We start from the raw sequence: 25,298 nt of genomic DNA, 5'->3' as shown, positions 1-25,298 counted from the left end.
CAAGCCTTGGCGTAGGAGCTAGATCGGCAGCGCATAGGTTCCGGTCACATGGGCCACCATCTCGTCACTGCCTTCGCTGAACAGCTGCACTTCCAGCACGGCGGAACGCCGTCCCAGACGCAGAATCACCGCGTCGGCAATCAGATCCTTCTGTGCCGGGCGGGACAGGAAATTGATATTGAGGTTCTGGGTCACCGCCATTTCCACGCGACCCAGCTCGCCAAGAATCGCCGCATACATGGCCGCATCCGCCAGCCCCATCATGGTGGGGCCGGACAGGGTACCGCCCGGACGAATAGTGGACGGCCGGAACGGACTGCGCACCCGGGCACGTCGTTCGCCCACCGCTTCGACCCGCAGACCTTCCTCAGATGCCGCCGGCAATCCCTGATAGATCACGTCCTGTACTTCTTGTGCATTCAGCATATGACTCGCCATTTAATTCTGGATACGGGGAGGATACGAAAGCCCGTGCAACAATCCCAGCAGCAATCATGATGGCTGGTGACAAGACGTCTTTGCCCCTAAAATAACCGGCTTCAGCAATAACCGGTCAAAGACTGTCTCCTATGCGCACTTCCCAGTACCTGCTTGCCACCGTCAAAGAAACCCCGGCCGATGCCGTTGTCATCAGCCATCAGCTCATGCTGCGTGCCGGCATGGTCCGCAAGCTGGCTTCCGGCCTGTACAACTGGCTGCCCACCGGCCTGCGCGTGCTGCGCAAGGTGGAGCAAATTGTCCGCGAGGAAATGGACCGTGCCGGGGCCCAGGAAGTGCTGATGCCGGTGGTTCAGCCCATGGAGCTGTGGGAAGAGTCCGGCCGGGCACCGGCCTACGGCCCGGAGCTGCTGCGGATTACCGACCGTCACAACAATCCCTTCTGCCTGGGCCCGACCCATGAGGAAGTGATTACCGACCTGGTCCGAAACGAGCTGCACAGCTACAAGCAGCTGCCGGCCAACTTCTACCAGATCCAGACCAAATTCCGGGACGAGATCCGCCCGCGCTTCGGCATCATGCGCTCGCGGGAATTCATCATGAAGGATGCCTACTCCTTCCATGCGGACATGGAATCCCTGGCCGCCACTTATCAGGTCATGCATCAGGCCTACTGCGCCATCTTTGATCGTCTGGGCCTGGACTACCGCCCGGTGGAAGCGGATACCGGTGCCATCGGCGGCGCCGCCAGCCACGAGTTCCACGTGCTGGCCGACTCCGGTGAAGATGATATCGCCTTCTCCGACAGCTCCGATTACGCCGCCAATGTGGAACTGGCGGAAGCCCTGGCCCCCGCCACTGAGCGCCCGGCCCCCGGTGCGGCCATGGAAAAGGTGGATACCCCCAACGCCAAAACCATCGAAGAGCTGGTCGCGCAGTTCGATCTGCCCATGGACAAAACCGTCAAGACCCTGGTGGTGAAGGGGGCGGAGGAAGGCCAGCTGGTCGCCCTGCTGGTTCGGGGTGACCACGAGCTGAACGATATCAAGGCGGAGAAGCTGGACGCCGTGGCCGCGCCCATGGAGTTCGCCAGCGAGGAGGAAATTCGCCAGGCCATCGGCGCCGGCCCTGGCTCCCTGGGTCCGGTGGGTCTGCCGATCCCCATTGTCATCGACCGTAGCGTAGCGGTGATGAGTGACTTTGGTGCCGGCGCCAACGAAGACGGCAAGCACTACTTCAACATCAACTGGGAACGGGACGTGGCGCTGCCCCAGGTGGCCGACTTGCGCAATGTCGTGGAGGGCGACCCCAGCCCGGACGGCAAGGGCACCCTGACCATCAAGCGTGGCATTGAAGTGGGCCATATCTTCCAGCTGGGCACCAAGTACTCCGAGGCTCTGGGCGCCAAGGTTCTGGATGAAAACGGCAAGTCCGTGGTCATGCCCATGGGCTGCTACGGCATCGGCGTTACCCGGGTGGTGGCTGCCGCCATTGAGCAGAACCATGACGACCGCGGCATTATCTGGCCGGCGGCCATCGCGCCCTTCCAGGTGGCCCTGGTGCCCGTAAACATCAAGAAGAGCCCCCGCGAGCGGGAACTGGCCGAAAAACTCTACGCCGAGCTGACAGGCGCCGGCATCGAGGTGCTGTTCGATGATCGCGAGAAAGAACGCCTGGGCGTGAAACTGGCCGACAGCGAACTGCTGGGCATCCCCCACCGCGTCGTCATCGCCGAACGGGGCATGGACAATGGGGTGCTCGAATATAAAGGGCGAGGGGATGCGGAGAATACCGAGGTGGCCATGGATGAAGTTCTAGCATTCCTGAAAGGGAAGCTGGGCTGAGTTAACAGTTAATAGTGAACAGTTAACAGCGACGCGCGCCAGCGCCTCGTAACTAGAAACGCAAGAGGCCGCGCCCAAACCATGGGCGCGGCCTCTTTGCTTCCAGAACAGACAACGCTGTTCCGCGCCGCTGTTAACTATTAACTGTTCACTATTAACTAGATTTTGATAGACCGCTTTACCGCCATCACCTGGCTCATGGTGTTATCTCCGTGGGCCGTCAGCTGCCACAACGGCAGGCCGCGATTATCTTTCTCCGACGATTTGGCAATCAAGCCAAGCGCCCGCAGATGGATCTTGATCTGGTTGAACGCATGGGCAGCCAGCACCACGTTGCGCACCGCATGGGCACGGGGGAAGTCCTGCTGCACATCGCCCAGAGCCTTGCGACCGATGAAATCTTCCAGCGCTTTCTGCATCACCGGTTCGGATGCCGGATTGAGCATCAGCGGAGCCACACAGGAAAACGCCTGGTCCCAGCTGATCCGGGTGGTGACCATAGCCAGTTTGCAATCACCGCCTTCATAGACATTACAGGAGTAATCCAGCGCCACCAGATCGCCCCCCCGGGACAGGGTTTTCAGCGGGGGCCGGGCCTGGCTCATGCTGTCTTCGCGCTCCTTTTCCAGCATCTCGATACGGGCTTTGAGGGCCTCGACCTCAGCCCCGCCGCCACCGATGCCGGCCTGGTCTGCGCGCACCCAGCCGTCAGCTCGATGTTCCCGCATCAGATTGGGGATCACCTTGTGAGCCAACTCTGCCAGACCGCTCTCCGTGGTCCAGCGAAAGCAGGCCACTTTCTCTTCCAGCAGGCGCACAAAATCATCCCGGCGCACCTGGCCATCGCGGGTGGGTTCCTGCTGGTCAGCGGGCAACATGGCAGGGTTATCATGGATAAAGGCGACAATGGGTTTGCGCTTGGTGGCGGCAAAGATATATTCGCGGTGCAGCTCACTGAGCCCCATGGGTGAGAGCGTGCCGTAGCGGCCACCTACGATCAGCACGAAATAATCGCTGGTTTCGATCAGTTTCTGGATCACCGGCAACAGGGTATTGCCATCCGCAGCGGAACTGTCCAGACCCGTGGGAATCATGCCGTGCTCGATCAACGGCAACATCAATGCCTGTCGCGCCCCCTGCATATCGGGAAAGGTGGCACTGATAAAGACCTGGTAGCGTTTCGTCGCTGTCACCCTGGGTACCTGTAGCGTCGAGTTCGGCCCTCGCGGGCACTTTTTGGCTGGCTATTAAACCGCCTGTGGGTCCTCATCACAACCCGCAGGACCTGACGGAGCCCCCCGATCGTGGGACATCCCACTGGTTCATGCTAGCCTGAGCACAAACCGCTGCACCGGACAACTCACGGCGCCAGCACTAACAATCAATATCGTAGCGCTTTTTGTAAGCTTACAGGAATGGGACGCCATGCAAACCATAGCCTTTTACAACCTGAAAGGTGGCGTGGGCAAGACCGCCTCGGCCGTGAATGTGGCCTGGCATGCCGCGCGCTGGAAGCACCGTACCCTGCTCTGGGACCTGGACCCCCAGGGCGCCGCCAGCTTCTATCTGGGGGTGGATGACGGCGACGGCTACAAGGCCGGCAATCTGATCAAGGGCAAACAACCCATCGGTCGACTGAAACGGGAAACCCGCTGGAAGAATCTGGATGCCATCCCCGCCGATATTTCCATGCGTAACGCGGATATCAAGCTGATGGAAAACGGCGGCGCCAAGAGTCGCCTGAAGCAGCTGATTGCCCCCCTGGGGGAAAGCTACGAACTGGTCATTCTGGATTGCCCGCCCACCCTGAGCCCGATGGCCGAAAGCATCTTTGCCGCGGTGGATTACCTGTTTGTCCCGGTGATCCCGACCCACCTGTCAGTGCGGGCCTATGAGCAGGTGCTGGACTGGCTGGCCAGCAAGAACGTCAAGAACCTCACCGTGGTGCCTTTTTTCAACATGGTGGACCGCCACCGGGACCTGCATGTGGAAATGCTGGTCAAGCGTCCCAAAAGCATGAAAGGCGGCCTGAAGACCTGGATCCCCTACTCCACCCATGTGGAACAGATGGGCGATCACCGCGCCCCGGTCGGCGAGTTTGCCCCCTACACCCCCTCCGCCCAGGCCTTCCGGGCCATGTGGTTCGAGATTGCAGGAAAGCTGAAACTGTAAAGGCAGTGAACAGTTAACAGTGAATAGTTAACAGCGACGCGGAAAACGAATTGTCTGTGTTGCAACGCAAGAGGCCGCGTCCAAAGTCTGGACGCGGCCTCTTGCGTTAAGGATCATGTCAGCGCTGAACACGCGATGTTAACTATTCACTGTTAACTGTTAACTGCTCTCCCACGGGTTTGCCCGCCGCAGAATCTCATCCAGATCCAGCCCCCGCGGCAGCGTCCCATAGTTTCGATCACCGTGCTCGCCCAGACGGGAGGCGATAAAGGCCTCGGCAACTGCCCCATTGCCGGCGGCCACCAGCTGGCTGGCCTGGAGGGTCAGGGACAGGCGATCGACGATGTCCCGGGCCCGGTATTCGGCCTCATCCATGTCCGAAAATTCCCGCTTGAGCGACGTCACTGCCTGGTCAAGACGGCTATCACTGCCGGCGGTTTTCGCCAGCTCGGCGAACCACACCTCCAGTACCGCTGGGGTCTTGGCCAGGGCCCGTAACATGTCCAGGGCCTGCACGTTGCCGGAGCCTTCCCAGATGGCATTGATGGGCGCCTCGCGATACAGGCGCGCCATAATGAAGTCTTCGGTGACACCGTTCCCCCCCAGGCACTCCATGGCTTCATAGGCATGGAACGGGGTGCGCTTGCAGATCCAGTATTTGCCCGCCGGCAGACCTAACCGCAGCAGCAGTTTCTCATGCTCATTGGCCGGGTCCAGGGTACTGTTATCCAGTGCCTCCCCCATGCGCATGGTAATGGCCAGGGAGCCTTCTACCTCCAGTTGCAAATCCGCCAACACGTTACGCATCAATGGCTGATCAATCAGGGTCTTGCCGAAGGCGGCTCGGCCCATGGCATGGTTCACCGCCTGAGCCACGGCCTGACGCTGACCGGAGGTGGAGCCCACCATGCAATCGAAGCGGGTCATGGCCACCATCTCGATAATGGCCGGTACACCGCGCCCTTCCTCGCCGACCATCCAGCCCAGGGCGCCGCGCAGTTCGATCTCCGAGGAGGCATTGGAGACATTGCCCATCTTGTTCTTCAGGCGCTGCACCTGGATCGGGTTCTTGCTGCCATCCGGACGCCAGCGCGGCACCAGGAAACAGCTCAGGCCGCTGTCGGTTTGGGCCAGTACCAGGAAGGCGTCGCACATGGGGGCAGACGTGAACCACTTGTGGCCCACCAGTTCATAGGCTTCACCGGGGCCTTCCGCTGACACCGGGTAGGCCCGGGTGGTGTTGGCGCGCACATCGGAACCGCCCTGCTTTTCGGTCATGCCCATGCCGATGGTCAGCGCCTGCTTTTCCGTGTGCGGCACATTACGGGGGTCATAGGCATTGTTGAGAATCTTCGGCAGCCATTCCTTTGCCAGCGAGGACGTCAGCTTGATAGAGGGCACCGAGGCAAAGGTCATGGTCAACGGGCAGCCATGGCCCGCCTCCACCTGTCCTTGCAGATAGCTCTGTGCCGCACGGGCCACATGGGCACCCGGCCTGGGATCCGTCCAGGGAGCCGAATGAATCCCGGACTCCAGACCCAGCGTCATCAGGCGATGGTAGGCTTCGTGGTACTTCACGGCGTCCACGCGATAGCCCTGACGGTCGTGGGAGAAGAACTGCGGCTTGTGCTCGTTGGCTAGGAAGCCCCATTCGATCACTTCCGCGCTGCCGGTTTTGGCACCGTGGGCAGACAGGCGGTCTTCTGCCCACCCGGCCCCGTGGCGGCGCACCGCTTCACGCAGGGCAGTGTCATTGTCGTAGGCGTTGTAGTCTTCCAGGGCCCGGGCCTGGTTGAAGACCTCGTGGGTCTGGGCCAGCGGGTCCGGCTTCAGGTTATCGTGCTTGGCGGTCATTGGTGCTCTCCCGAAAAAATCATGCAGTCTGTTGCTGCTCGATAAACTGGGCCTGCGCCGGGGGTACCCCCACGGCTCGCAGACAGAATTGGGTCAGGGATTCCGCCAGCTGGGTTTTGGCCAACGGGTCGGACAATGGGCCCACCAGGGCTTCGGCAATGGCGCCGACCAGCGCCGCCGCGCTGATCGCCGTATCCTGCATGGGCAGCGCCCCCTGGCTAACCCCATCGCTGAGCAACTGCTGATAAAGCGCGGCGTAGCGCTGGCGATAGGTGAGACGCTCCGCGTCCACGGCCGGATCCACCGGCTCGGCGATCAACGACCAGGCCAGCCGCGGTGCCGCCTGGGCACGCCGCACAAAGACCTGCAGCACATGGCAGAGCCGCTCGGAAAAGCTGCCGGGATGCCCCATCGCCTTTGCCACTGCAGCCACTTCACGCTCGGTGGCCACACGAAAGACCTCCGCCGCCAGCACCGCCTTGTTGTCGAAATAGCGATACAGGGTGCCCACGCCTACCCCGGCCTTGGCCGCCAGCGTCTGCATGGTGAGATTGGCAAAGCCGCCCTCGCGGACCAGCTGCTCAGCGCAAACCAGCAGATGGTCACGCTGGGCCGCCTTGCGCGCTTTCACATTGGCGGTTTCCCGGTAAGCCATAATCGGAATCCATATTCATTTCTTAAAAGAAGTGAACCATGATTCCGACTTTCAGGCAAGCGCCGCCTGTCGCGCACCCCAGCTCCCCGCAGGAGCGCCTCTCGAGGCGCGAACCTGAGCCCAGGCGAAGAACCGGCTGCAGATAGCACCAGCGAATCTATTGGCAATTTGCCTGATCGGATGACAAATCCCTCGCCAAAGGCTCGGATTCGCGCCTCAAGAGGCGCTCCTACAGCAGGTTGGTCATCACCCCCAGCGCCGCCATGCCCAGCACCATCCCCCATAACGGTACTGTCTTGCTACGCAGCACCACAAACCCCGCCACCACGATCAACAAATCCCACAGATCATTCACCGCAGAGACGAACACCGGCTGATACAGGGCCGCCAGCAGCAGCCCCACCACCGCCGCATTGATCCCCGCTACTGCCCCGGCCAGGGCCGGACGGGAAGAGAGCCACTGCCACCCTTCCATCAGTCCCAGCACCAATAGAAAGCCCGGCAGGAAAATCGCCAGGGTAGCGATCAGTGCACCCCACCAGGGGCTGGCCGGCAGCAGCACAGCACCCAGATAAGATGCCAGCGAGAACATGGGCCCGGGCACTGCCTGGGCGGCGGCATAACCGGTGAGAAATTGATCCGGAGACATCTGCGGCCCCACCAGTTCCTGCAACAGTGGCAGCACGACATGCCCCCCACCAAACACCAGGGAACCGGCGGCAAAGAAATCATTCCACAGGCCCAACATCCGCCCCGCCGGCAGCAGGGCGACAACCGCAAGCAACGCGAACAGCAGCAACGGCCCACGGCGCCACACCGGTTTACCCGGTGCCGCCACGCCCTGATCCGGTCGCAGCCAGTGCCAGCCAATGGCGGCAGCAACCAGCAAGGCCAGCATCTGCCCGAGCAACGCCGGCCACAGCACCAACAGCACAGCCACCAAGGCGGCGATGGAGCGGGTCAGGCCGTTGGCACAGAAACGCTGGCCCATATTCCACACCGCATCGGCCACCACGATCACCGCCAGCCACTTCAGCCCGGTGATTGCCCCACCCTGCAGCCAGTCCGGCAAAGAGGCGGCGTAGATCCCCAACAGCGCCATCAACAGAAAAGACGGCAGGGTAAAGGCAACAAACGCTGCAAAGGCCCCGAAGATCCCCCCGCGCACCCGGCCGATGGCAAAGCCCAACTGACTGGACGCCGGCCCGGGCAGAAACTGTGTCAGCGCCAGCAGGCGAGCGAACTCCGCCTCATCCAGCCACTGCAATTCCTCCACGAAGCGACGGTGAAAATACCCCACGTGGGCCGCCGGCCCGCCAAAGCTGATCAGCCCCAGCAACAGAAACTGACGAAAGATATCGCGCATCACTGACAAGTATTCCCGCTGAAATTTCACCAGAACCTAGCACAGTTTGCTGATGGGCGGATGTCAGTGCCGGTCAGCGGCAGGTATACTCGCCCCATGCAATCCGATGCCCACTCCGTTCTCCAGCATGTCTTTGGCTATCACCAGTTCCGTGGTGAGCAACAGACCATTATCGATAGCCTGATCCAGGGCGACGATGCGCTTGTGTTGATGCCCACTGGCGGCGGCAAATCCCTGTGCTACCAGATTCCGGCGCTGGTACGCCCTGGCACCGGCGTGGTGATCAGCCCGCTGATTGCCCTGATGCAGGATCAGGTGGATGCTCTCAAGGCGCTGGGCGTCAGAGCCGGATTTCTCAATTCCACGCTGAATATGGAGCAGCAGCGCGCCCTGGAAGATGCCCTGCTCAACGGCGAACTGGACATGCTCTACATCGCCCCGGAGCGTCTGATACAGCCTCGCACCCTGTCGCTGTTGCACCAGGCACAGACTGCCCTGTTTGCCATCGACGAAGCCCACTGTGTCTCCCAGTGGGGCCATGATTTCCGCAATGATTATTTGCAACTGTCCCTGCTGCACCGGGAATTTCCCCATGTACCGCGCATCGCCCTGACCGCCACGGCGGATCAACGCACACGAACGGAAATTGCCGAACGGTTGGACCTGACCCAGGCCCGTCACTTCGTCTCCAGTTTTGATCGGCCCAATATCCAGTACCGGATCGAACGTAAGGACGGCGCCCGGAATCAGCTCCTGCGCCTGATTCGTGCCGAGCATGACGGCGATGCCGGGATTGTCTACTGCCTGTCACGCAACAAGGTGGAACGGGTCGCCGAATGGCTGTGCCAGCAGGGCGTCAAGGCTCTGCCTTACCACGCCGGCCTGCCCGCGCAAACCCGCGAAAACCACCAGCAACGGTTCCTGCGCGAGGATGGGCTGGTGATGGTGGCCACCATTGCCTTCGGCATGGGGATCGACAAACCGGATGTGCGCTTCGTGGCCCACCTGGACCTGCCAAAAAGCATCGAATCCTATTACCAGGAAACCGGTCGTGCCGGTCGTGATGGGGAGCCCGCCACTGCCTGGATGGCCTATGGCCTGGAAGATGCCATCAAACTCAAGCAGATGCTGGCCCAGAGCAGCGGCAACGAGCAGCATAAACGCAACGAACATCAGCGCCTGGAATCCATGCTGGGGTTGTGCGAGATCACCCAGTGCCGTCGTCAGGCCCTGTTGCATTATTTCGGTGAGACCCTGGAGCAGCCCTGTGGAAACTGCGATACCTGCCTGAACCCGCCGCAGACCTTCGATGCCAGCGAGGCCGCCCAGAAAGCGCTGAGCTGCGTATACCGCACCGGCCAACGCTTTGGCGCCAATCACCTGATCGACGTGCTCACCGGCAACCGCTCCGACAAGGTGGCCAGCGCCGGCCACGACCATGTCTCCACCTGGAACATCGGTAATGAGTTCAGCGCCAGCCAGTGGAGAAGCATTTACCGGCAACTGGTGGCCCGTGGCCTGCTGACCGTGGACATGAACGGCTTTGGCGCGCTGCAACTCACCGAAGCCTGTCGCCCCTACCTGCGCGGCGAACAGCCCCTTCACCTGCGCAAGGAAATGGCCAAGGCCAGGAAAGCCTCCACCCGCCGCGCGCACGCCAATATCGCTGACGCCGACCGCACCCTCTGGGAAGCCCTGCGCGCCTGCCGTAAACGGCTGGCGGATGAAGAAGGCGTGCCACCTTATGTGGTCTTCCACGACGCCACACTGATGGACATGCTCGCCATTCGCCCTCGCAATCGAATGGAAATGGCCGCCGTCAGCGGCGTCGGCGACCGCAAGCTGGAACGCTACGGGGATGCGTTTCTGGCCATCCTCAACGGGAAGGATGATGCCGCCGGTGTCGCCGAGCCCGTCGGCCCGGATCGAAACGAGATTCTCGCTCTGGCCCAGGCAAACATGAGCCCGGCCGCCATCGCCCGCCAGCAGAATCTGAACGAGCAAACCGTGTACCGGGAGCTGGCACAGCTGGTTACCACCCATCAGCTCAGCCTGGAGCAGGCGCTGGGGATCAGCGAAACCGAGATCGGCATCATCCAGGATGCGCTGCTCAGCCAACCCAACCTGGCCGAGGACACCTTCAGCTACCGACAGTTGAAAGACCTGCTGGCCGACGACTGGCCCACCGGGGTCCTGCACTGCGTCCGTCAGGCCATCCTTGCCACGGCATAAAAGCGCCTGTACCGCCCATCCGCCTTCAGTCTTCCACCGGAAGCCGTTTGAATGAACGGGAGAACTGCAGGATCAGAAAGTTGATCAGTGACAGCACCAGGGCGATTTCATAGCGGCTGTAAGCCACCGAAATGCCAATGGCCCCGGTATTCCACAAACTGGCCGCCGTGGCAGTGCCACTGACACTGGCTCCATCCTTGAGAATCGCCCCGCCGCCGATAAAGCCCATGCCGGTAATAATCCCGTACATCACCCGGGCTTCTGCATCAGAGCCGCTATAGACCTGCATCCCCACCAGCATGTAACCGCAGGCGGCAATGGATACCAGCGGGAAGGTCCGCAGGCCCGCACCCCGGGCGCGCTGCTCCCGATTCCAGGCCACCGGTAACGCCAACACAAAGGCAATCCCCAGTTGGTACAGGTGGGTAACGACCTGGTTCCAGTCCAACTCCTGCATACGCACTCTCCTTAGCCAGCATTGCCGTGACAAAGGCCCGGGCTACGCCAAATTTTGCAGCACGCTTTGTCACTCTCTGTAAGCAAAAGCTTACACCCAGACAACAGAGCCATGGCCATAGCCACGCTACTCTTGATCCTGTTCAAAAAAGATACTGTGGGGACAAACCATGGAACAAGACGTGCAGCTGGATCTGGAATGGGTGCCTGACGCCCTGGCAGGGGTTTTTGAGGATGCCCACGCGGATCATTGCGGCCAATGGGAATCCATTGACGCGGAAAGCACCGCCGCCCACGCGGCCTGAGAGAGCCCAGCCATCCCGCATCCTCGCCCGACCTGCGGCGCTTTAACCTGACCCGCGTCCGGGGGAGAATACTCCCATGGATGTGATATGGATCAGTCATCGCGGCCTGCACCAACGCCATGGAGAGAACAGCCTGCATGCGTTCGAGGCCGCCGCCGAAGCCGGTTTCCACACCTTGGAAACCGACCTGCGCACCACCCATGATGGCCAGATCGTCCTCCATCATGATGCCTCCCTGATTCGCACCACCGGCAGTCACGCCGTTATCGAAGACATGGACAGGGACCAATGCCTACGCCATCGACTCCATGATGGCCAGCCGTTGCTTACCTTCGAGCATTTCGCCCATACCTTTACCGACCAGCGCTGGATTCTCGACATCAAACCGGAGAGCGCGGCACGCACCCTGGCAGCGCTGCGCCATTGGGCCGACCAGCAACAGAAAGGCGACTGGCTCTGCCGCCAGGCCCGTTTCCTGCTCTGGCACCCGGAGCACACTCGATTGCTACGCCAGCACTTCCCCGCCGCTATCACCATGGCGCCGCAGACAGAATGCCGCCGAGCCGGCCTGTCGCTGCTGATGGGGCTTCGCCCGCTGGCCGCCATACGCGCCGGTCGCACCTATTCCCTGCCACCGGTGTTTCACGGCCTGCCCCTGTTCCGGCACTCCCTGGTCGATGCCTATCACCGTCTCGGCGGCCGGGTGCTGGCGTTCCTGCCGGAGGGACGGGAGCAGCAGCGCCAGGCGCTGCGCTCCGGGGTCGACGAAATCCTCAGTAATACCGCGCCGATACGCTAGCGAGCCTGGGAATGAGGCACCGTCGGGCACCGGACCGCCGGGCTCGTGTTCCGCCCCGGGATGCGGTAGGCTTGCCGCCCCTTCTTATGTCAGACCCAATTACATGCCTTTTACTTCCCTTGGACTGGGGGATGACCTGTTGGCCGCTGTTGCCGATCAGGGTTATCACACCCCGTCACCGATCCAGGCCCAGGCCATCCCTGCCGTACTCAGCGGCCGTGATGTGATGGCTGCTGCCCAGACCGGCACCGGCAAGACGGCTGGTTTTACCCTGCCCCTGCTGGAGCGCCTGCGCGCCGGCCAGCCCGCCAGCCATAACCAGGTACGCGCCCTGGTACTGACCCCAACCCGGGAGCTGGCCGCCCAGGTCGCCGACAGTGTGGCCACCTACGGCAAGCATCTGCCCCTCACCTCCACCGTGGTCTTCGGCGGTGTGAAGGTGAATCCACAGATGCAGCGGCTGCGCGGCGGCGCGGATATCCTGGTGGCGACACCCGGTCGTCTGCTGGATCTGTATCAGCAGAACGCGGTGAAATTCGACCGCCTGGAAATCCTGGTGCTGGACGAAGCGGATCGCATGCTCGACATGGGCTTTATCCATGACATCCGCAAGATTCTATCCAAGCTGCCCCCCAAACGGCAGAACCTGATGTTTTCGGCCACCTTCTCACCGGAAATCCGCGCCCTGGCCAAGGGCCTGGTGAACAGCCCGGTGGAAATCGATGTGAGCCCGCGCAACACCACCACCGAGCTGGTTACCCAGTGGATTGCCCCGGTGGACAAACAGCGCAAGGCCGCCCTGCTTACCCACCTGATCCAGGACAACAACTGGTACCAGGTACTGGTCTTCAGTCGTACCAAGCACGGCGCCAACAAGCTGGCCAAACAACTGGAAAGCAACGGCATCGAAGCCGCGGCCATCCACGGTAACAAGAGCCAGAATGCCCGTACCCGTGCCCTGGCAGACTTCAAGAACGGCAAGATCCGCGCCCTGGTGGCCACCGACATTGCGGCCCGGGGTCTGGATATCGAGCAGCTGCCCCAGGTGGTCAACGTGGACCTGCCCAATGTGCCGGAAGACTACGTGCATCGCATCGGGCGCACCGGCCGTGCCGGCGCCACCGGCCAGGCCATCTCCCTGGTCAGCGCCGATGAGGCCCAACAGCTGAAAGATATCGAACGGCTGACCCAGCAACAGCTGGAGCGCAAAATCGTGGCCGGCTTTGAGCCCGGCGAACCGCTACCGGCAGCGGGGGCGCTACAGCCACCCAAGCGCAAACGCCCGAAGAAAGCGAAACCGGCCCACTCCCGTCCGGACAATGGCGGCGGTAACGGCCAGGCTCGCAAAGGCAATGGCGGAGGCGGCAATGGCCAGAACCGCCAGGCACGGCCTGCCAACAACAGCCGCCCCGGTGGCAACAGCCAGCGACGGCGTCGCCCGGCAGGCAACCGCCGGCCGCAAGCCCAGTCCTGAACGAAAAAAGGCGCCTGAGAGGCGCCTTTTTTCTGACTCTAACATCGCTTACCGCTGCCGCAGCAACCCCTGGTAGTGAGCCATATAACCTTTCAGCTCGTCATCGCTCAGGTCCTTGAGCACCTTGTTGTTGACCGCATGCACCGCCTTGCGGCTACCGTCGATACCCACGTTCAAGGCCTTCTGGGTCACAAAACCGATTTTCACTTCCTTGGTGTTGGCGACAAAGACTTCATCGATGATCTTGTCCGACATGGCGCTCATCACCCGGGTGACCAGAGCCACGTCTTCGGTGCCCTTGCCTGCCGCACACAGCTCGGTGGCCTTGCGGAAATCAGCGGCGAAGCTGTCTTCCACCGGGAAAGCGATACTGGCGTGATTATCGTTGTCGTCGCCAGCCTGCCAGTACATGGCCTTCACGTTCTTCACCACCGGGGCGAATTCCGCGTTGGACACCTTCTTGAAAATCTGGCGGGTGAGCATGCTGGACGCCTTGCCGGCGGTGGACACGGCAAAATCGATCACCTTTTTCTGGCCCCCTGACAGCTCGGTCATATTGGCCGGCTCCACCAGAAACAGGCTGAGAATCCGGTCGGTGAGATGGTCCACCATGTGAATGAATTTCTCGGCACTGTCTTTACGATCGTGCTCGACGGCATGAAGGAAGTCTTCGGTGCTGTTGACCAGCGCCGGGTTAGCGGGAATCGCCACCACGTTCTGCATTGTTATGTCCTTGCCTTGCAAACAGTTGCTGTCACTCAAAAAACTCATGATAGCGGGGCCATGGCCCGAGGGGAAACGCCAATCGGGCCGGAATAACAAAGCTTATACGCAGGAGTATCAACCTGGCGCGTCTGAATCACGCCTTGCAGGCGCAGGCTTTCAGGCCATGCCAAGTCCCCCAGGCGTGATTCAGGAGCCACCGCTGTGGGTAACAGCAGGTTGACGGACCGCCTGTGAGGAAGAGGCAGAGGGTTTGGCACGGCGGATATCTACCTGGGGAGAGGTGATCATGGTTCCGTCCATGGCGCAGTCCGGGCCCAGGGTCACCGCATCAAACGTGGCCGAACCGTCCGTGTTGCCCCACACCAGGGTCACCGGCCCGGGCCCACAGATCCCCCCCAGTAACGGCACCCTGACCTTGACCTGCATGTCATCCACGGTGAGGCGCCCCGGGTGCTCTACCTGGCCCTGCCAGGGCAGCGCCAGCGCCTTGATGCTTTTGCACAACGGGTTGATGCCACCGAAGATGACCTCGGTCACCCGGATCGCCCCCTGCTCACTGACATGGCCGTTAAACGTGGTATGGCAACTGACCGGGATGGCACCTTTCTTCATGGCCAGTTTACCGCTGGCGGAAAACGCCCCCGCCGGCGCCACCGTCACCTCTGCGCTGGTGACCCCGACAAACGCCAAGGCCATAACGGCCCCGGCAATGATGTTCCTTATCATTATTGTTATTCCCTGCCGATATGTTCACCGGCATGGTGGCACGAGGCAGTAATACGTCCCAAGCCAGTCGGACGCAAAACCACGACCGCTCGGCAGTTTTTCTTGCCAACCTCTACGCCAGGCTACACCAGTTGGTAGCCGATACTCCCCAGTACCGCCAGCACCACGGCCCACTTGGCGGTCACATAGAACGTCTTGTTTTTCCGCTTTACAGACTTCAGGAAGCCCTTGTAGGCCAGCACCCCTTTGCCCAGCTTGTTACCCACCCCGGTATGGCTGCTATCCAGGTTGTCGATAAAGAACAGGCGATTGAAGAACCAGCCGAAGTACCAGTACACCTTCTGTACCCACTTCCACTTCATGGGCCGGTCCACATCCGTCATCAGAATGATCCGCGGGGTCTCGGTGCGGTTCCAGGCGGAATGGATATAGGTTTCATCGAAGATGATGCTGTCGCCATCGCGCCAGATATAGTCGTCCTCGTTCACCGTCAGGCCACAGCCCTCATCGTTGGGAGTGCTCAGCCCCATGGAATAGCGCAGGGTGTAGGCGAACGGATCGTGGTGACGATTAAGCTTCTTGCCCGGCATCAACACGGCAAACAGGGCAATGTTCATGGACGGCAGCTGGTCCAGCAGGGCCATGGTTTTCGGTGCCAGCTCATAGGCGGAAGGCAGCTTGTTGTCATAGACCTTCAGGTAAAAGCTGGTCCAGCGATTGTCCTTGTAGAAACTGCTGGCCGGCAGGTCTTCCTTGGCGGTGATGTTGCCGCCGTGATACAGGGCCAACGCCTCGTCACGGATGGTTTCCCAGTTATCCTCAATCAGCTGCAGCTCAGGAAACCAGGATTTGTCCATGCGGGGCGTGGTGGGCACCTTCGACAATAGATACGCCGGAATATTGAAAGGCACCATGAAGGTGGAAAAATCGGAAAGCTGGCGCTTGAGACCAAACGGCTCCCGGTTACGCATACGGATAAACACAATGCAGCCCACATAGACCAGCAAACAGACCACAATAACGGCCATAACCTGTCCCTTTTCACTCTTGCTAACGGGGTTTCGCCAGTGAACCGCGGCACCCGGAAAATGAATTAGGCGGAATTTTACCTGATCCTGGCCCGCAAAACCGGAGCCACATCGGTAATTTTCCGCCGCTGCTCGGCGCTATCCGTCCTGGGTTACGACAGCGCCGGGGGCATTTCGCACTGGCGAGCGCCTTGCCGGAAACGAAAAAAGCCTCTCGAAAGAGGCTTTTCCCGAAGGGCATTGAGTGCGGAGCACGCAGCCTGTTACTTGTCTGCGTCCAGCGCCTGGTAGTAGTCCATCAGGATCTGGGCCACTTCCGGACGAGAGAACTCCGGCGGCGGGGCAATGCCCTGGCCCAGCATCTCACGCACCTTGGTACCTGACAGCAACACAAAGTCGTCCTTGGTGTGGTCCGGCACATCACGCATCATGACCACACGATCAAGCTTCTTGGAATAGGCGGTGTGGTCCGCCTCGAAGATCTTGATTTCCAGGGCACCGGCCGGCACCTTTTCCTGGAAGATGGTTTGCGCATCGAAAGCGCCGTAATAATCGCCCACGCCTGCATGGTCACGGCCGACGATCAAATGGCTGCAGCCACAGTTCTGGCGGAATACCGCATGCAACACCGCCTCACGGGGGCCGGCGTACAGCATGTCAAACCCGTACCCGGTGATCATCACGGTGTTGGGCGGGAAGTACACTTCCACCATCTTGCGGATTGAGGCATCACGCACGTCAGCCGGAATATCACCCTTCTTCAATTTGCCCAGCAGCATATGAATCAGGATACCGTCGGCGTTCAGCGCCTCCTGGGCCATGCGACACAGTTCTTCATGGGCGCGGTGCATGGGGTTACGGGTCTGGAACGCGACCACATTGCTCCAGCCACGCTCAACGAACTCATTGCGAATGGAAACCGCGGTACGGAAGGTATCGGGGAAATCGTCGGCGAAATAGGAGTAATTGAGGACCTGGATGTCACCGGACACGATAAAGTTGCCGGCGGCCAGGAAATTGGCCACACCCGGGTGCTCCTTGTCATTGGTGGCAAAGACCTGCTCGGCAACGGCTTCCAGTTCGGCGTCGGAGGCTTCCTCGATCGCCGCCACATCCATCACCGCGATCACCGGCTCGCCCTCCACATTGGGGTCGCGCAGGGCAATGCGCTTGGCACCTTCAATGGCGCTGACATCCTTCAGCATGTTGACGATCGGCACCGGCCAGAACAGACCATCGGCAGTGGTCATGTTTTCCGCCACCGACAGCATGTCAGCCTTGTTCATGTAGCCCGTCAGCGGGGTGAAGTAACCGGCACCCATCATCACCGCATTGGCGGCAGCGGCCGAGCTGATCACCACTGAAGGCAGAGATTCCGCTTCCTGCTGCAAGGCAACGCGGGCATCTTCATCAGCAACGTAAAGGGGTTTCAATGCGTCCGCACCATGCGGCTTGACCAAAGCGACCATCTATTCACTCCAAATGCTCAATCAACGGGGTATCCATATCGCGGCGGAGTATAGCAAAGGATCGGCAGCAGGTCGGCCCGGCAAGGGCGGCGGACGTAAAAAAAGCGGCAACGCGCCAGCCCGATCAGTAAAGAGCCATACTCAACAATGACTTGCGTGCCCCGCCCCCCGTCACGGCGTCCCCCAAAAGCTCCCTCCCCCCTTTAAGATCCCCTTACCCTGGAAAAAATGTATATACATTGACTATCTATAAGATAGCCAATAGTCTGTTTGCAAGTCGCTAATATTCCAGCGACGATGCAGCCTGTTTTCCTGTGGTGTGTCTCTGTATGGCAAAAAAAGGCAAGGCCAAGAAGAACAGTCAGCTCATCGTTCGCATCAACGACGAAGAACGTCTGCGCTTTATCGAGCTCTGCGAAGAGCTGGATACCAGCGCCGCGCGTGAAGTCCGCCGGTTTATTCGTGACTTTATCAAGGCCCAGGAGTCGACATCCGGCGAGTAGCCGAGGGCTCGGCCATCACTTGCGAAAATGGAGAGACATCATGTCCAAGAAGAAAAAGCTAAAAAAAGCCATCAAGCAGAGCAAGGCCAAGATCAACAAGCAGGAATCTGTGCTGAAGAAACTGAAGAAAAAGCTCAAGAAGGCGTAAGCCGAGCCACACAAAAAACGGGCCACCAGGGCCCGTTTTTTGTGTGGTCACGTTTCCGTTGAGAGGCTCAGACGATCGGCGGCTCACCTGCCAGGGTCGGGCCCTTTTCGATATCGGAGGTAAACACTTCCAGTGACTGCGCCACTTCGCTGACTTCCTCGAAGCGGGCAATGTGATAGAGCGCTTCCCCTTCATTCACCAGGGGCAAGTTATTACGGCCCACCAGGATGCCGGCAGCCGGCGCGAAGATATTCACATCCTCCCCGCCAAAGGGGCTGGAAATACGACCGATCAGATCCCCCTTCTTGATCCACGCCCCCAGTGCCACCAGCGACAGGAAGACCCCATCCCGTTCTGCACGAACCCAGCTGGATGAGCGGGCAATATAGGGTTCGGTGGGCGCCTTGGTGCGGCGACTACCGGTCATGCCCAGGTGCTGCATGATATTGAGCACCCCTTTCACACCGGCCCGGATACAGGATTCTTCGAAGCGCAATGCCTCACCGGCTTCATAGGTGATCACCGGGATGCCCTGGGCCTCGGCCACTTCCCGCAACGTGCCCTCGCCCAGCACCGAATTGATCACCACCGGCACGCCAAAGGCATTGGCCATGGCAGCGGTATCCTCGTTGGACAGGTCGGCGCGGATCTGCGGCAGGTTGGCCCGGTGAATCGCGCCGGTGTGCAGGTCCACCGCATGGGTGGCTCGGTCCAGCACCTGACTCTTGAATTGCCAGGCCATTCGCGCGCCCAGGCTGCCGGTTTCCGAGCCGGGGAAACAGCGGTTCAGATCACGCCGGTCCGGCAGATAGCGGGTCTTGTGAATGAAACCAAACACGTTCACTACCGGCACTGCCAGCAAGGTGCCATTAAGGCTTTTCAGGGCAGAGTGACGCAGCAGGCGACGGATGATTTCCACGCCATTGAGCTCATCCCCGTGAATGGCCGCGCTGACCATCAGCACCGGGCCGGGTCTGCGTCCATTGATCACATGGATGGGAACATTCAAGGGCGTCTGGGTATAAAGCTGCGCCAGCGGCAATTCCACTTTGGCCCGGGTACCGGGCGCTACCGTCACGCCATCCAGTTCAAAAGGGGTGTTTTTCGGTTCTTTGCTGTTTTTCATTCTGTTTTTCTCTACCTTGCAGACCCAACCACACTAACGGCTCCCCCCGGGACGCCGACCCGAGACTGCGAGCTGCAACCCTCAAGCACGGCTCCTGCGAGGCGTCGGTTCAGCCTGACCCCTTGGTCTGGGTCCGGTAGGGGCGCGCATCCTTTTCGATGAACTTCATGATCATTCCCGCCACATCTTTGCCGGTGGCGGTTTCGATGCCTTCCAGGCCCGGCGAGGAGTTCACTTCCATGACCACGGGGCCGTGGTTGGAACGCAGGATGTCCACCCCGGCCACATTCAGGCCCATGATACGAGCGGCCCGCACGGCCGTGGCGCGCTCTTCCGGGGTAATGCGGATCAGGCTGGCGCTGCCACCACGGTGCAGGTTGGAACGGAACTCGCCGGGCGCGGCCTGACGTTTCATGGCCGCAATCACCTTGCCGCCCACCACGAAACAGCGAATATCGGCGCCGCCGGCTTCCTTGATGTATTCCTGGACCATCACCGACACATTCAGCCCCATGAAGGCCTCGATCACCGATTCCGCCGCCTTGCGGGTTTCCGCCAGCACCACACCAATACCCTGGGTGCCTTCCAGCATCTTGATCACCAGTGGCGCACCGCGAACCATGTTGATCAGATCGGGAATGTCATCCGGAGAGTGGGCAAAACCGGTGATCGGCAGGCCCACGCCCTTGCGCGACAGCAGCTGCAGGGAACGCAGCTTGTCCCGGGACCGGGAAATGGCCACGGATTCATTGACCGGGAAGACGCCCATCATTTCGAACTGGCGCAATACTGCCGTACCGTACTGGGTGATGGAGGCACCGATCCGCGGGATCACCGCATCAAAGCCTTCCAGGACTTCGCCCTTGAAATGAATCTCCGGCTTGTGTGCCACCATGCTCATATAGCAACGCAGGGTATCGATCACATGCATTTCATGACCGGCAGCCTCGCCCGCTTCCACCAGTCGGCGCGTGGAGTACAGTCGCTTGTTTCTCGAAAGAATGGCAATTTTCATGGTTGCTCTTTGTTTCCACCTAATAAAAAAGATGCCGTGGGATCGACAATGATCTCGCCCATGGCGGTGCGTCCCAGCAGCATACGGAATATCATGTTTTCACGGTCGGTCAGAGTGATCTCGATGGGCCAGCGGCGGCCACCCAGTTCAATATCGGTGCAGATCACCGGGCGCTCTTCCTTGTGGCCACCGGAGTCAGTCACCACCCGACGGTCCAGTACCGGCGCTTCACAATGGCTGACCTGGTCCTGCCCCTGAATCGGATGGATAGAAAAACGAACCCATTCCTGTCCATCGCGCATAAAGCTTTCCACTTGAAAAGCATGCAGCGCCGACGTCCGCGCTCCGGTGTCCACCTTGACCTTGATGGCTTCGATGTCCAGTTCGGGCAAGCTTGCCCATTCCCGCCAGCCGACGGTGACTTTGGTTGCCATTGGAGAGCCCATCAGTCCCTTTCCAGCAGTTCGATCTTGTAACCATCCGGGTCTTCCACAAAGGCCAGAATGGTACTGCCATGTTTCATGGGGCCGGGTTCGCGGGTAATGCGCCCACCCCGTTGGCGAATACGTTCACAAGCAGCGTACACGTCGTCCACCGCCAGGGCCACATGGCCATAGCCATCGCCCAGATCGTACTCGTGCTGATCCCAGTTAAAGGTCAACTCCAGCACCGCGCCCCGGGATTCCGGCTGATAGCCCACAAAGACATTGGTGAAGCGGCCTTCCGGGTACTCCTTGCGGCGCAACTCCTTCATGCCCAGCACCTCGGTATAGAAGGCCACGGACCGATCCAGATTGCCCACGCGCAGCATGGTATGCAGGATTCGCATTGCTTACTTCGCTCCTGATATCAGCAAAACTCAGCGGGCACGGAGCCCCAGCTATCTACAGGGCGAATAGTGGTGGCAGAGGGGAGGATTGACAATGAAAAAGTGGGTTTACGGAGGGGAACACTGTAAAACATCCAGGTAATCGCCGCTCATGGCAGACAGTCTGGACGTTATCCCGCCGCAACAACGTTACCGACAACGCGAACCGTGATATCGACAAAGCCACTGCAGGAGTTCCTCTCGATGGACGAATCTGCGCCGAACCGAATCCTGGATCGGCGCTTGGGGCTATTTCCACGCTGATGCGTAGATCGTCCCTCGAGAGGAACGCCTACAGCCGCTTCGTTGTAGACGGGCGGGCATTGCGGTGATCGCGCCGCCAGCGCCGCCCCGACGGGCAACGCGCTATGCATCGCGATTCAGGGCAGGAACAGGCTGCCCTGCGCCTCGACCCATGCCTCCGGCACACTCCCCTCGCGGATGCGTTGCGGATGATCCCCCACGTCCACGCGAGCCACTTCCTGGCCGGTCTGGTAGTTGAACACGGACATCTGGTCAGTCCCGCTCCAGGACACATAGCAGTGATTGCCATCGGCGCTGGTGGTCACCCAGTAGGGTTTCTCGCCAATGCCGGTTTTCAGTTGGTGGGAGAAATCCTCGCGATTTACCAGGGCCACGTAATCACTCATGGTCCCCGCCACACACAGCGTCGAATCATCCGCGCTCATGGCGATGCCATGGTGGGCGGAATCATTCACGTACAGTTCCCGTGGCAGTCCATTGGTCAAATCCGGCAACTCGGCCAGACGCAGCACTTTTTCTTCCTGCATGTCGTACTCGATAAACCCGTGCAGGAACGACAGCTGGAAGTAGAAATAGCGTTCGTCGGCGGTGTGTGCCATGGGCCGCACCGCCGTGCTGAGATTGCCATAACCGGCCTCTGCCAGGTCTTTTTCCAGATCCAGCTGCTTGATGATTTCCAGGCTGTTTGCGTCCACCACCTGGAACACCCGCTCGCCCTTGGTGGCATCCAGCAGGTTCTGCCCCAGCAGCCCGTCGGTCAGATCACCCACCAGCTCATTGTCCAGCGGCGTGTACACGGTACCGATGCTGGCATGGTAAATACGCTCGCCATCCTCGGAATAGATGTTTTCGTGGGGAGAATCCCCGGACGGGAAACGACCCTGCTCCTCACCGGTTTCCACATCCAGAATGTGCACCACGTTGCCGGTGGAGGCGGATACCGCCACCTGGGTGCCATCCGGTGACAGGGCCATATGGTCAGACCGGTAACCGTCCACCTCAAAGCGCCAGGCGATCTCGCCACTGACCACGTCGATGGCCACCACATCCGCGTAGCTGGGCCGGGAAACGATCAGCAGGCGTCCATCCGGGGAGCTGTACATGTCGTCCACATACTGGTGGTTGCCCTCACCGATCAATACCCGGATACCCTGAAAAAACAGCAGATCGAGGGGATTCAGGGCAATCGCTTTTTCCCGTTCCTTCTGGTCCGGAATCCCGCTGATACGACCCAGGCGCTGGTAGCTGGCCGCATCGATTACATCAATCACCCCTTCCCAGTTGTTGCCCACGAAGATCACCGACCGTGGGCCGTCTTCAGTCTCTTCCGGCACCTCCTCAGCCACCTCATCAGGCGTTCCCTCCTGCTGTGGCGCTTCGCGCTGGGCCTCATCGACACCGGTAGAGGCAGGTGTTGCAGAATCACTGCCCCCGCCGCCACAGCCGACCAGTAACGACGCGGTCAGCAGGGTCAGAATCCCCAGATCCTTAACGGAAAAACGGTATTGCCCGATAGTCATGGCAAGCTCCTCGATCAGCCTGTTGTTGTAAGAATGTTGCTGCTCTCAGGCTAATTGAGACTACCGTGCAAATTAAATGCCTTTTCCTTGTCGTTATGTAACCGCCAATCCCCTGCAACAGGCACAAAAAAACCGCCGCAGCCTGCCGGCTGTGGCGGTTTTCCTGGGGGTCAGCTCCGGGACGGGAAACGCCCGGAAGCCTTAACGCAACTTGCGGCCGTTCTTGGCGGCGATACGCAAGCGCAGGGCATTCAGCTTGATGAAGCCTTCCGCATCCTTCTGGTCGTACGCGCCGGCATCGTCTTCGAACGTGGCAATAGACGCGTCGAACAGGCTATCATTGTCTGAACGACGCCCCACCACGGTGGCATTGCCCTTGTACAGTTTCATGCGCACTTCGCCATTCACGTGTTCCTGGGTGGCGTCGATGAGCTTCTGCAGGGCCAGACGCTCCGGGCTCCACCAGTAACCGTTGTAGAGCAGCTCCGCATACTTGGGCATCACGGAGTCCTTCAGGTGCGCGGACTCGCGATCCAGGGTCAGGGACTCGATGGCACGGTGAGCCGGCATCATGATGGTGCCGCCCGGGGTTTCGTAACAGCCACGGGACTTCATGCCCACATAGCGGTTCTCGACGATGTCGAGACGACCGATGCCGTTGTCGCCACCCAGCTTGTTGAGCTTGGCCAGGACCTCGGCAGGGCTCAGACGCTCGCCGTCGATGGCCACGATATCGCCCTTCTCGTAGGTCAGAGTGATGTAGGTAGGCTGGTCCGGCGCCGCTTCCGGGCTCACGCTCCAACGCCACATGTCTTCTTCCGCTTCCCACCAGGGATCTTCCAGGTTGCCGCCCTCGTAGGAGATGTGCAGCAGGTTGGCGTCCATGGAGTACGGGGATTTCTTTTTCTTGCTGGAGAAATCCACCGGGATATTGCGCTCTTCGCAGTACGCCATCAGCTTCTCGCGGGAGTTCAGATCCCACTCCCGCCAGGGCGCAATCACCTGGATGCCCGGGGCCAGGGCATAGGCGCCCAGCTCGAAACGCACCTGATCATTGCCCTTGCCAGTGGCGCCATGGGAAATGGCATCCGCACCGGTTTCTTCGGCAATTTCCACCAGCCGCTTGGCAATCAGCGGGCGAGCGATGGAGGTACCCAGCAGGTACTCACCCTCGTAAATGGTGTTGGCGCGGAACATGGGGAATACGTAGTCGCGCACGAATTCTTCGCGCAGGTCTTCAATGTAGATTTCCTTCACGCCCATGGCTTTTGCCTTGGCGCGGGCCGGCTCCACTTCTTCGCCCTGACCGATATCGGCGGTAAAGGTCACCACCTCGCAGTCATAGGTATCCTGCAGCCATTTGACGATAACCGAGGTATCCAGGCCGCCGGAATAAGCCAGTACCACCTTGTTGATCTTGGACATTGAAAGACTCCGCATGTGAGAGGCCCCGCTATCAGGCGCCCCCCGGTGAATCGAGGCCGCGTATTGTACCCGCCCTGCCCGGCTGGCGTCATCTCTGATCCACTTTCGCGCCTGTTGCCCCTGCGGGCTTTCCGGTAGCATAGCCCCCTCTCGCGGCCGTCGCCGACGGCAAAGCGGGGTTTGTGTGTCTGATGGAGTGATCATGAATGATCAGCACCCCAGCCTGGCGCTGCGGTTTCGGGGCTTTTTGCCGGTAGTGATTGATGTGGAAACCGGGGGCTTCAATGCCCAGACCGACGCGCTGCTGGAAATTGCCGCCGTGCTCATTGATATGGATGCCCAGGGCTATCTGCGCCCCTCCACTCGCATCCAGTTTCATGTGGACCCCTTCCCGGGGGCCAATATCGAACAGGCAGCACTGGATTTCACCGGCATTGACCCGGACAACCCGTTGCGGGGTGCCGTACCCGAGGAAACGGCCCTGAAAGGCGTGTTCGAACCGGTGCGCAAGGCAATCAAACAGCATGGCTGCACCCGCGCGGTGCTGGTGGGGCATAACAGCTTTTTTGATCAGGGCTTTCTGAACTCGGCATCCGAACGTGCCGATATCAAACGCAACCCCTTCCACCCTTTCTCCAGCTTCGATACCGCCGCCCTGGCCGGACTGGTATATGGCCAGACCGTACTGGCCAAGGCCTGCGAAGCCGCCGGCATCCGCTTCAGTCAGCGCGAGGCCCACTCGGCGCTCTACGATGCCACCCGAACCGCGGAGCTGTTCTGCTCCATGGTCAATCGTTTCAAGGACCTGGGCGGCTGGCCACCCCCGCCGCCGAAGGATATGCCGCCGACGCTGGCGAAGCAGCTGGATTAATGCGGCCTGACGTC

The 25,298-nt window shown here is 60.4% G+C and carries 24 protein-coding genes; 8 read left to right on the top strand and 16 right to left on the bottom strand.

The window, feature by feature from the left end; all coding sequences use genetic code 11:
- Positions 1-18 precede the first annotated feature (18 nt).
- Positions 19-426, bottom strand: coding sequence for a PaaI family thioesterase (locus tag A0251_RS11100; protein WP_062816916.1), 408 nt, complete (start codon positions 424-426; stop codon positions 19-21).
- 143 nt (positions 427-569) lie between these two features.
- On the opposite strand from A0251_RS11100, the gene A0251_RS11095 reads away from it, so the two are divergent.
- A complete protein-coding gene (locus A0251_RS11095) occupies positions 570-2,282 on the top strand; it encodes a proline--tRNA ligase (protein ID WP_062816915.1) in 1,713 nt (570 codons plus the stop codon).
- Positions 2,283-2,440: 158 nt separating this feature from the next.
- Here the strand turns inward: A0251_RS11095 and A0251_RS11090 are convergent, their stop codons facing one another.
- A complete protein-coding gene (locus tag A0251_RS11090; protein ID WP_082810853.1) occupies positions 2,441-3,475 on the bottom strand; it encodes a DUF4062 domain-containing protein in 1,035 nt (344 codons plus the stop codon).
- Between the two features lie 232 nt (positions 3,476-3,707).
- Between A0251_RS11090 and A0251_RS11085 the strand changes: the two genes are divergently transcribed.
- Positions 3,708-4,454, top strand: coding sequence for a ParA family protein (locus A0251_RS11085; protein ID WP_062816914.1), 747 nt, complete (start codon positions 3,708-3,710; stop codon positions 4,452-4,454).
- 159 nt (positions 4,455-4,613) lie between these two features.
- Here A0251_RS11085 and A0251_RS11080 read toward each other — a convergent pair whose 3' ends face one another.
- The 3 genes from A0251_RS11080 to chrA all read right to left on the bottom strand — a co-directional run bounded on the left by A0251_RS11080 (position 4,614) and on the right by chrA (position 8,329).
- Positions 4,614-6,308 (bottom strand): acyl-CoA dehydrogenase family protein, encoded by a 1,695-nt coding sequence (locus A0251_RS11080; RefSeq protein WP_062816913.1) that lies wholly within the window; start codon positions 6,306-6,308, stop codon positions 4,614-4,616.
- A 19-nt stretch (positions 6,309-6,327) separates the two neighbouring features.
- Positions 6,328-6,963, bottom strand: coding sequence for a TetR/AcrR family transcriptional regulator (locus A0251_RS11075; protein ID WP_062816912.1), 636 nt, complete (start codon positions 6,961-6,963; stop codon positions 6,328-6,330).
- 229 nt (positions 6,964-7,192) lie between these two features.
- Positions 7,193-8,329 (bottom strand): chromate efflux transporter, encoded by a 1,137-nt coding sequence (gene chrA, locus A0251_RS11070; RefSeq protein ID WP_062816911.1) that lies wholly within the window; start codon positions 8,327-8,329, stop codon positions 7,193-7,195.
- A gap of 96 nt (positions 8,330-8,425) precedes the next feature.
- On the opposite strand from chrA, the gene recQ reads away from it, so the two are divergent.
- The gene (recQ, locus tag A0251_RS11065; protein ID WP_062816910.1) at positions 8,426-10,561 is read left to right on the top strand and encodes a DNA helicase RecQ; all 2,136 of its coding nucleotides are present in this window, start codon (positions 8,426-8,428) and stop codon (positions 10,559-10,561) included.
- A gap of 25 nt (positions 10,562-10,586) precedes the next feature.
- Here recQ and A0251_RS11060 read toward each other — a convergent pair whose 3' ends face one another.
- Entirely contained in the window at positions 10,587-11,018 is a 432-nt protein-coding gene (locus tag A0251_RS11060) for an MgtC/SapB family protein (protein WP_062816909.1), read from the bottom strand.
- 169 nt (positions 11,019-11,187) lie between these two features.
- Between A0251_RS11060 and A0251_RS17685 the strand changes: the two genes are divergently transcribed.
- The 3 genes from A0251_RS17685 (at position 11,188) to A0251_RS11050 (ending at position 13,595) form a co-directional block, all read left to right on the top strand.
- Positions 11,188-11,322 (top strand): hypothetical protein, encoded by a 135-nt coding sequence (locus tag A0251_RS17685; protein WP_255357632.1) that lies wholly within the window; start codon positions 11,188-11,190, stop codon positions 11,320-11,322.
- 76 nt (positions 11,323-11,398) lie between these two features.
- Positions 11,399-12,121 carry a glycerophosphodiester phosphodiesterase family protein gene (locus A0251_RS11055; RefSeq protein ID WP_062816908.1) on the top strand — a complete coding sequence of 241 codons (723 nt, stop codon included), beginning with the start codon at positions 11,399-11,401 and terminating at the stop codon, positions 12,119-12,121.
- Between the two features lie 103 nt (positions 12,122-12,224).
- Complete coding sequence (locus A0251_RS11050; protein ID WP_062816907.1) at positions 12,225-13,595, top strand: DEAD/DEAH box helicase; 1,371 nt, start codon at positions 12,225-12,227, stop codon at positions 13,593-13,595.
- 48 nt (positions 13,596-13,643) lie between these two features.
- Here the strand turns inward: A0251_RS11050 and A0251_RS11045 are convergent, their stop codons facing one another.
- The 4 genes from A0251_RS11045 to sat form a co-directional block, all read right to left on the bottom strand.
- Positions 13,644-14,318, bottom strand: coding sequence for a hypothetical protein (locus A0251_RS11045; RefSeq protein ID WP_062816906.1), 675 nt, complete (start codon positions 14,316-14,318; stop codon positions 13,644-13,646).
- Positions 14,319-14,507: 189 nt separating this feature from the next.
- Positions 14,508-15,047, bottom strand: a complete 540-nt coding sequence (locus A0251_RS11040) for a hypothetical protein (protein WP_062816905.1) — start codon at positions 15,045-15,047, stop codon at positions 14,508-14,510.
- Between the two features lie 122 nt (positions 15,048-15,169).
- A complete protein-coding gene (locus A0251_RS11035) occupies positions 15,170-16,075 on the bottom strand; it encodes an aspartyl/asparaginyl beta-hydroxylase domain-containing protein (protein WP_062816904.1) in 906 nt (301 codons plus the stop codon).
- 263 nt (positions 16,076-16,338) lie between these two features.
- Complete coding sequence (sat, locus tag A0251_RS11030; RefSeq protein WP_082810852.1) at positions 16,339-17,544, bottom strand: sulfate adenylyltransferase; 1,206 nt, start codon at positions 17,542-17,544, stop codon at positions 16,339-16,341.
- Between the two features lie 329 nt (positions 17,545-17,873).
- Between sat and A0251_RS17510 the strand changes: the two genes are divergently transcribed.
- Positions 17,874-18,047, top strand: a complete 174-nt coding sequence (locus A0251_RS17510; RefSeq protein WP_197461915.1) for a hypothetical protein — start codon at positions 17,874-17,876, stop codon at positions 18,045-18,047.
- Between the two features lie 215 nt (positions 18,048-18,262).
- Here A0251_RS17510 and A0251_RS11025 read toward each other — a convergent pair whose 3' ends face one another.
- From A0251_RS11025 to A0251_RS11000, 6 genes are all read right to left on the bottom strand, one after another.
- A complete protein-coding gene (locus A0251_RS11025) occupies positions 18,263-19,321 on the bottom strand; it encodes a succinylglutamate desuccinylase/aspartoacylase family protein (RefSeq protein WP_062816903.1) in 1,059 nt (352 codons plus the stop codon).
- Positions 19,322-19,430: 109 nt separating this feature from the next.
- Entirely contained in the window at positions 19,431-20,336 is a 906-nt protein-coding gene (gene rimK / locus A0251_RS11020) for a 30S ribosomal protein S6--L-glutamate ligase (protein ID WP_062816902.1), read from the bottom strand.
- Positions 20,333-20,770 carry an ATP-dependent zinc protease gene (locus A0251_RS11015; RefSeq protein ID WP_062817024.1) on the bottom strand — a complete coding sequence of 146 codons (438 nt, stop codon included), beginning with the start codon at positions 20,768-20,770 and terminating at the stop codon, positions 20,333-20,335. Before A0251_RS11015 ends, rimK begins: the two co-directional genes overlap by 4 nt.
- Positions 20,771-20,781: 11 nt before the next feature.
- Entirely contained in the window at positions 20,782-21,165 is a 384-nt protein-coding gene (gene gloA / locus A0251_RS11010) for a lactoylglutathione lyase (RefSeq protein ID WP_062816901.1), read from the bottom strand.
- Between the two features lie 419 nt (positions 21,166-21,584).
- The gene (locus A0251_RS11005; RefSeq protein WP_062816900.1) at positions 21,585-22,988 is read right to left on the bottom strand and encodes a YncE family protein; all 1,404 of its coding nucleotides are present in this window, start codon (positions 22,986-22,988) and stop codon (positions 21,585-21,587) included.
- 201 nt (positions 22,989-23,189) lie between these two features.
- Positions 23,190-24,413, bottom strand: coding sequence for an argininosuccinate synthase (locus A0251_RS11000; RefSeq protein ID WP_062816899.1), 1,224 nt, complete (start codon positions 24,411-24,413; stop codon positions 23,190-23,192).
- A gap of 202 nt (positions 24,414-24,615) precedes the next feature.
- On the opposite strand from A0251_RS11000, the gene rnt reads away from it, so the two are divergent.
- Complete coding sequence (gene rnt / locus A0251_RS10995; protein WP_062816898.1) at positions 24,616-25,284, top strand: ribonuclease T; 669 nt, start codon at positions 24,616-24,618, stop codon at positions 25,282-25,284.
- Positions 25,285-25,298: the final 14 nt, after the last annotated feature.

This window comes from Alcanivorax sp. NBRC 102024, from assembly GCF_001602235.1.
GTDB lineage: Bacteria > Pseudomonadota > Gammaproteobacteria > Pseudomonadales > Alcanivoracaceae > Alcanivorax.
Note: the sequence above shows the minus strand (reverse complement) of the source record. Positions and strands in the feature narration are given on the sequence as shown.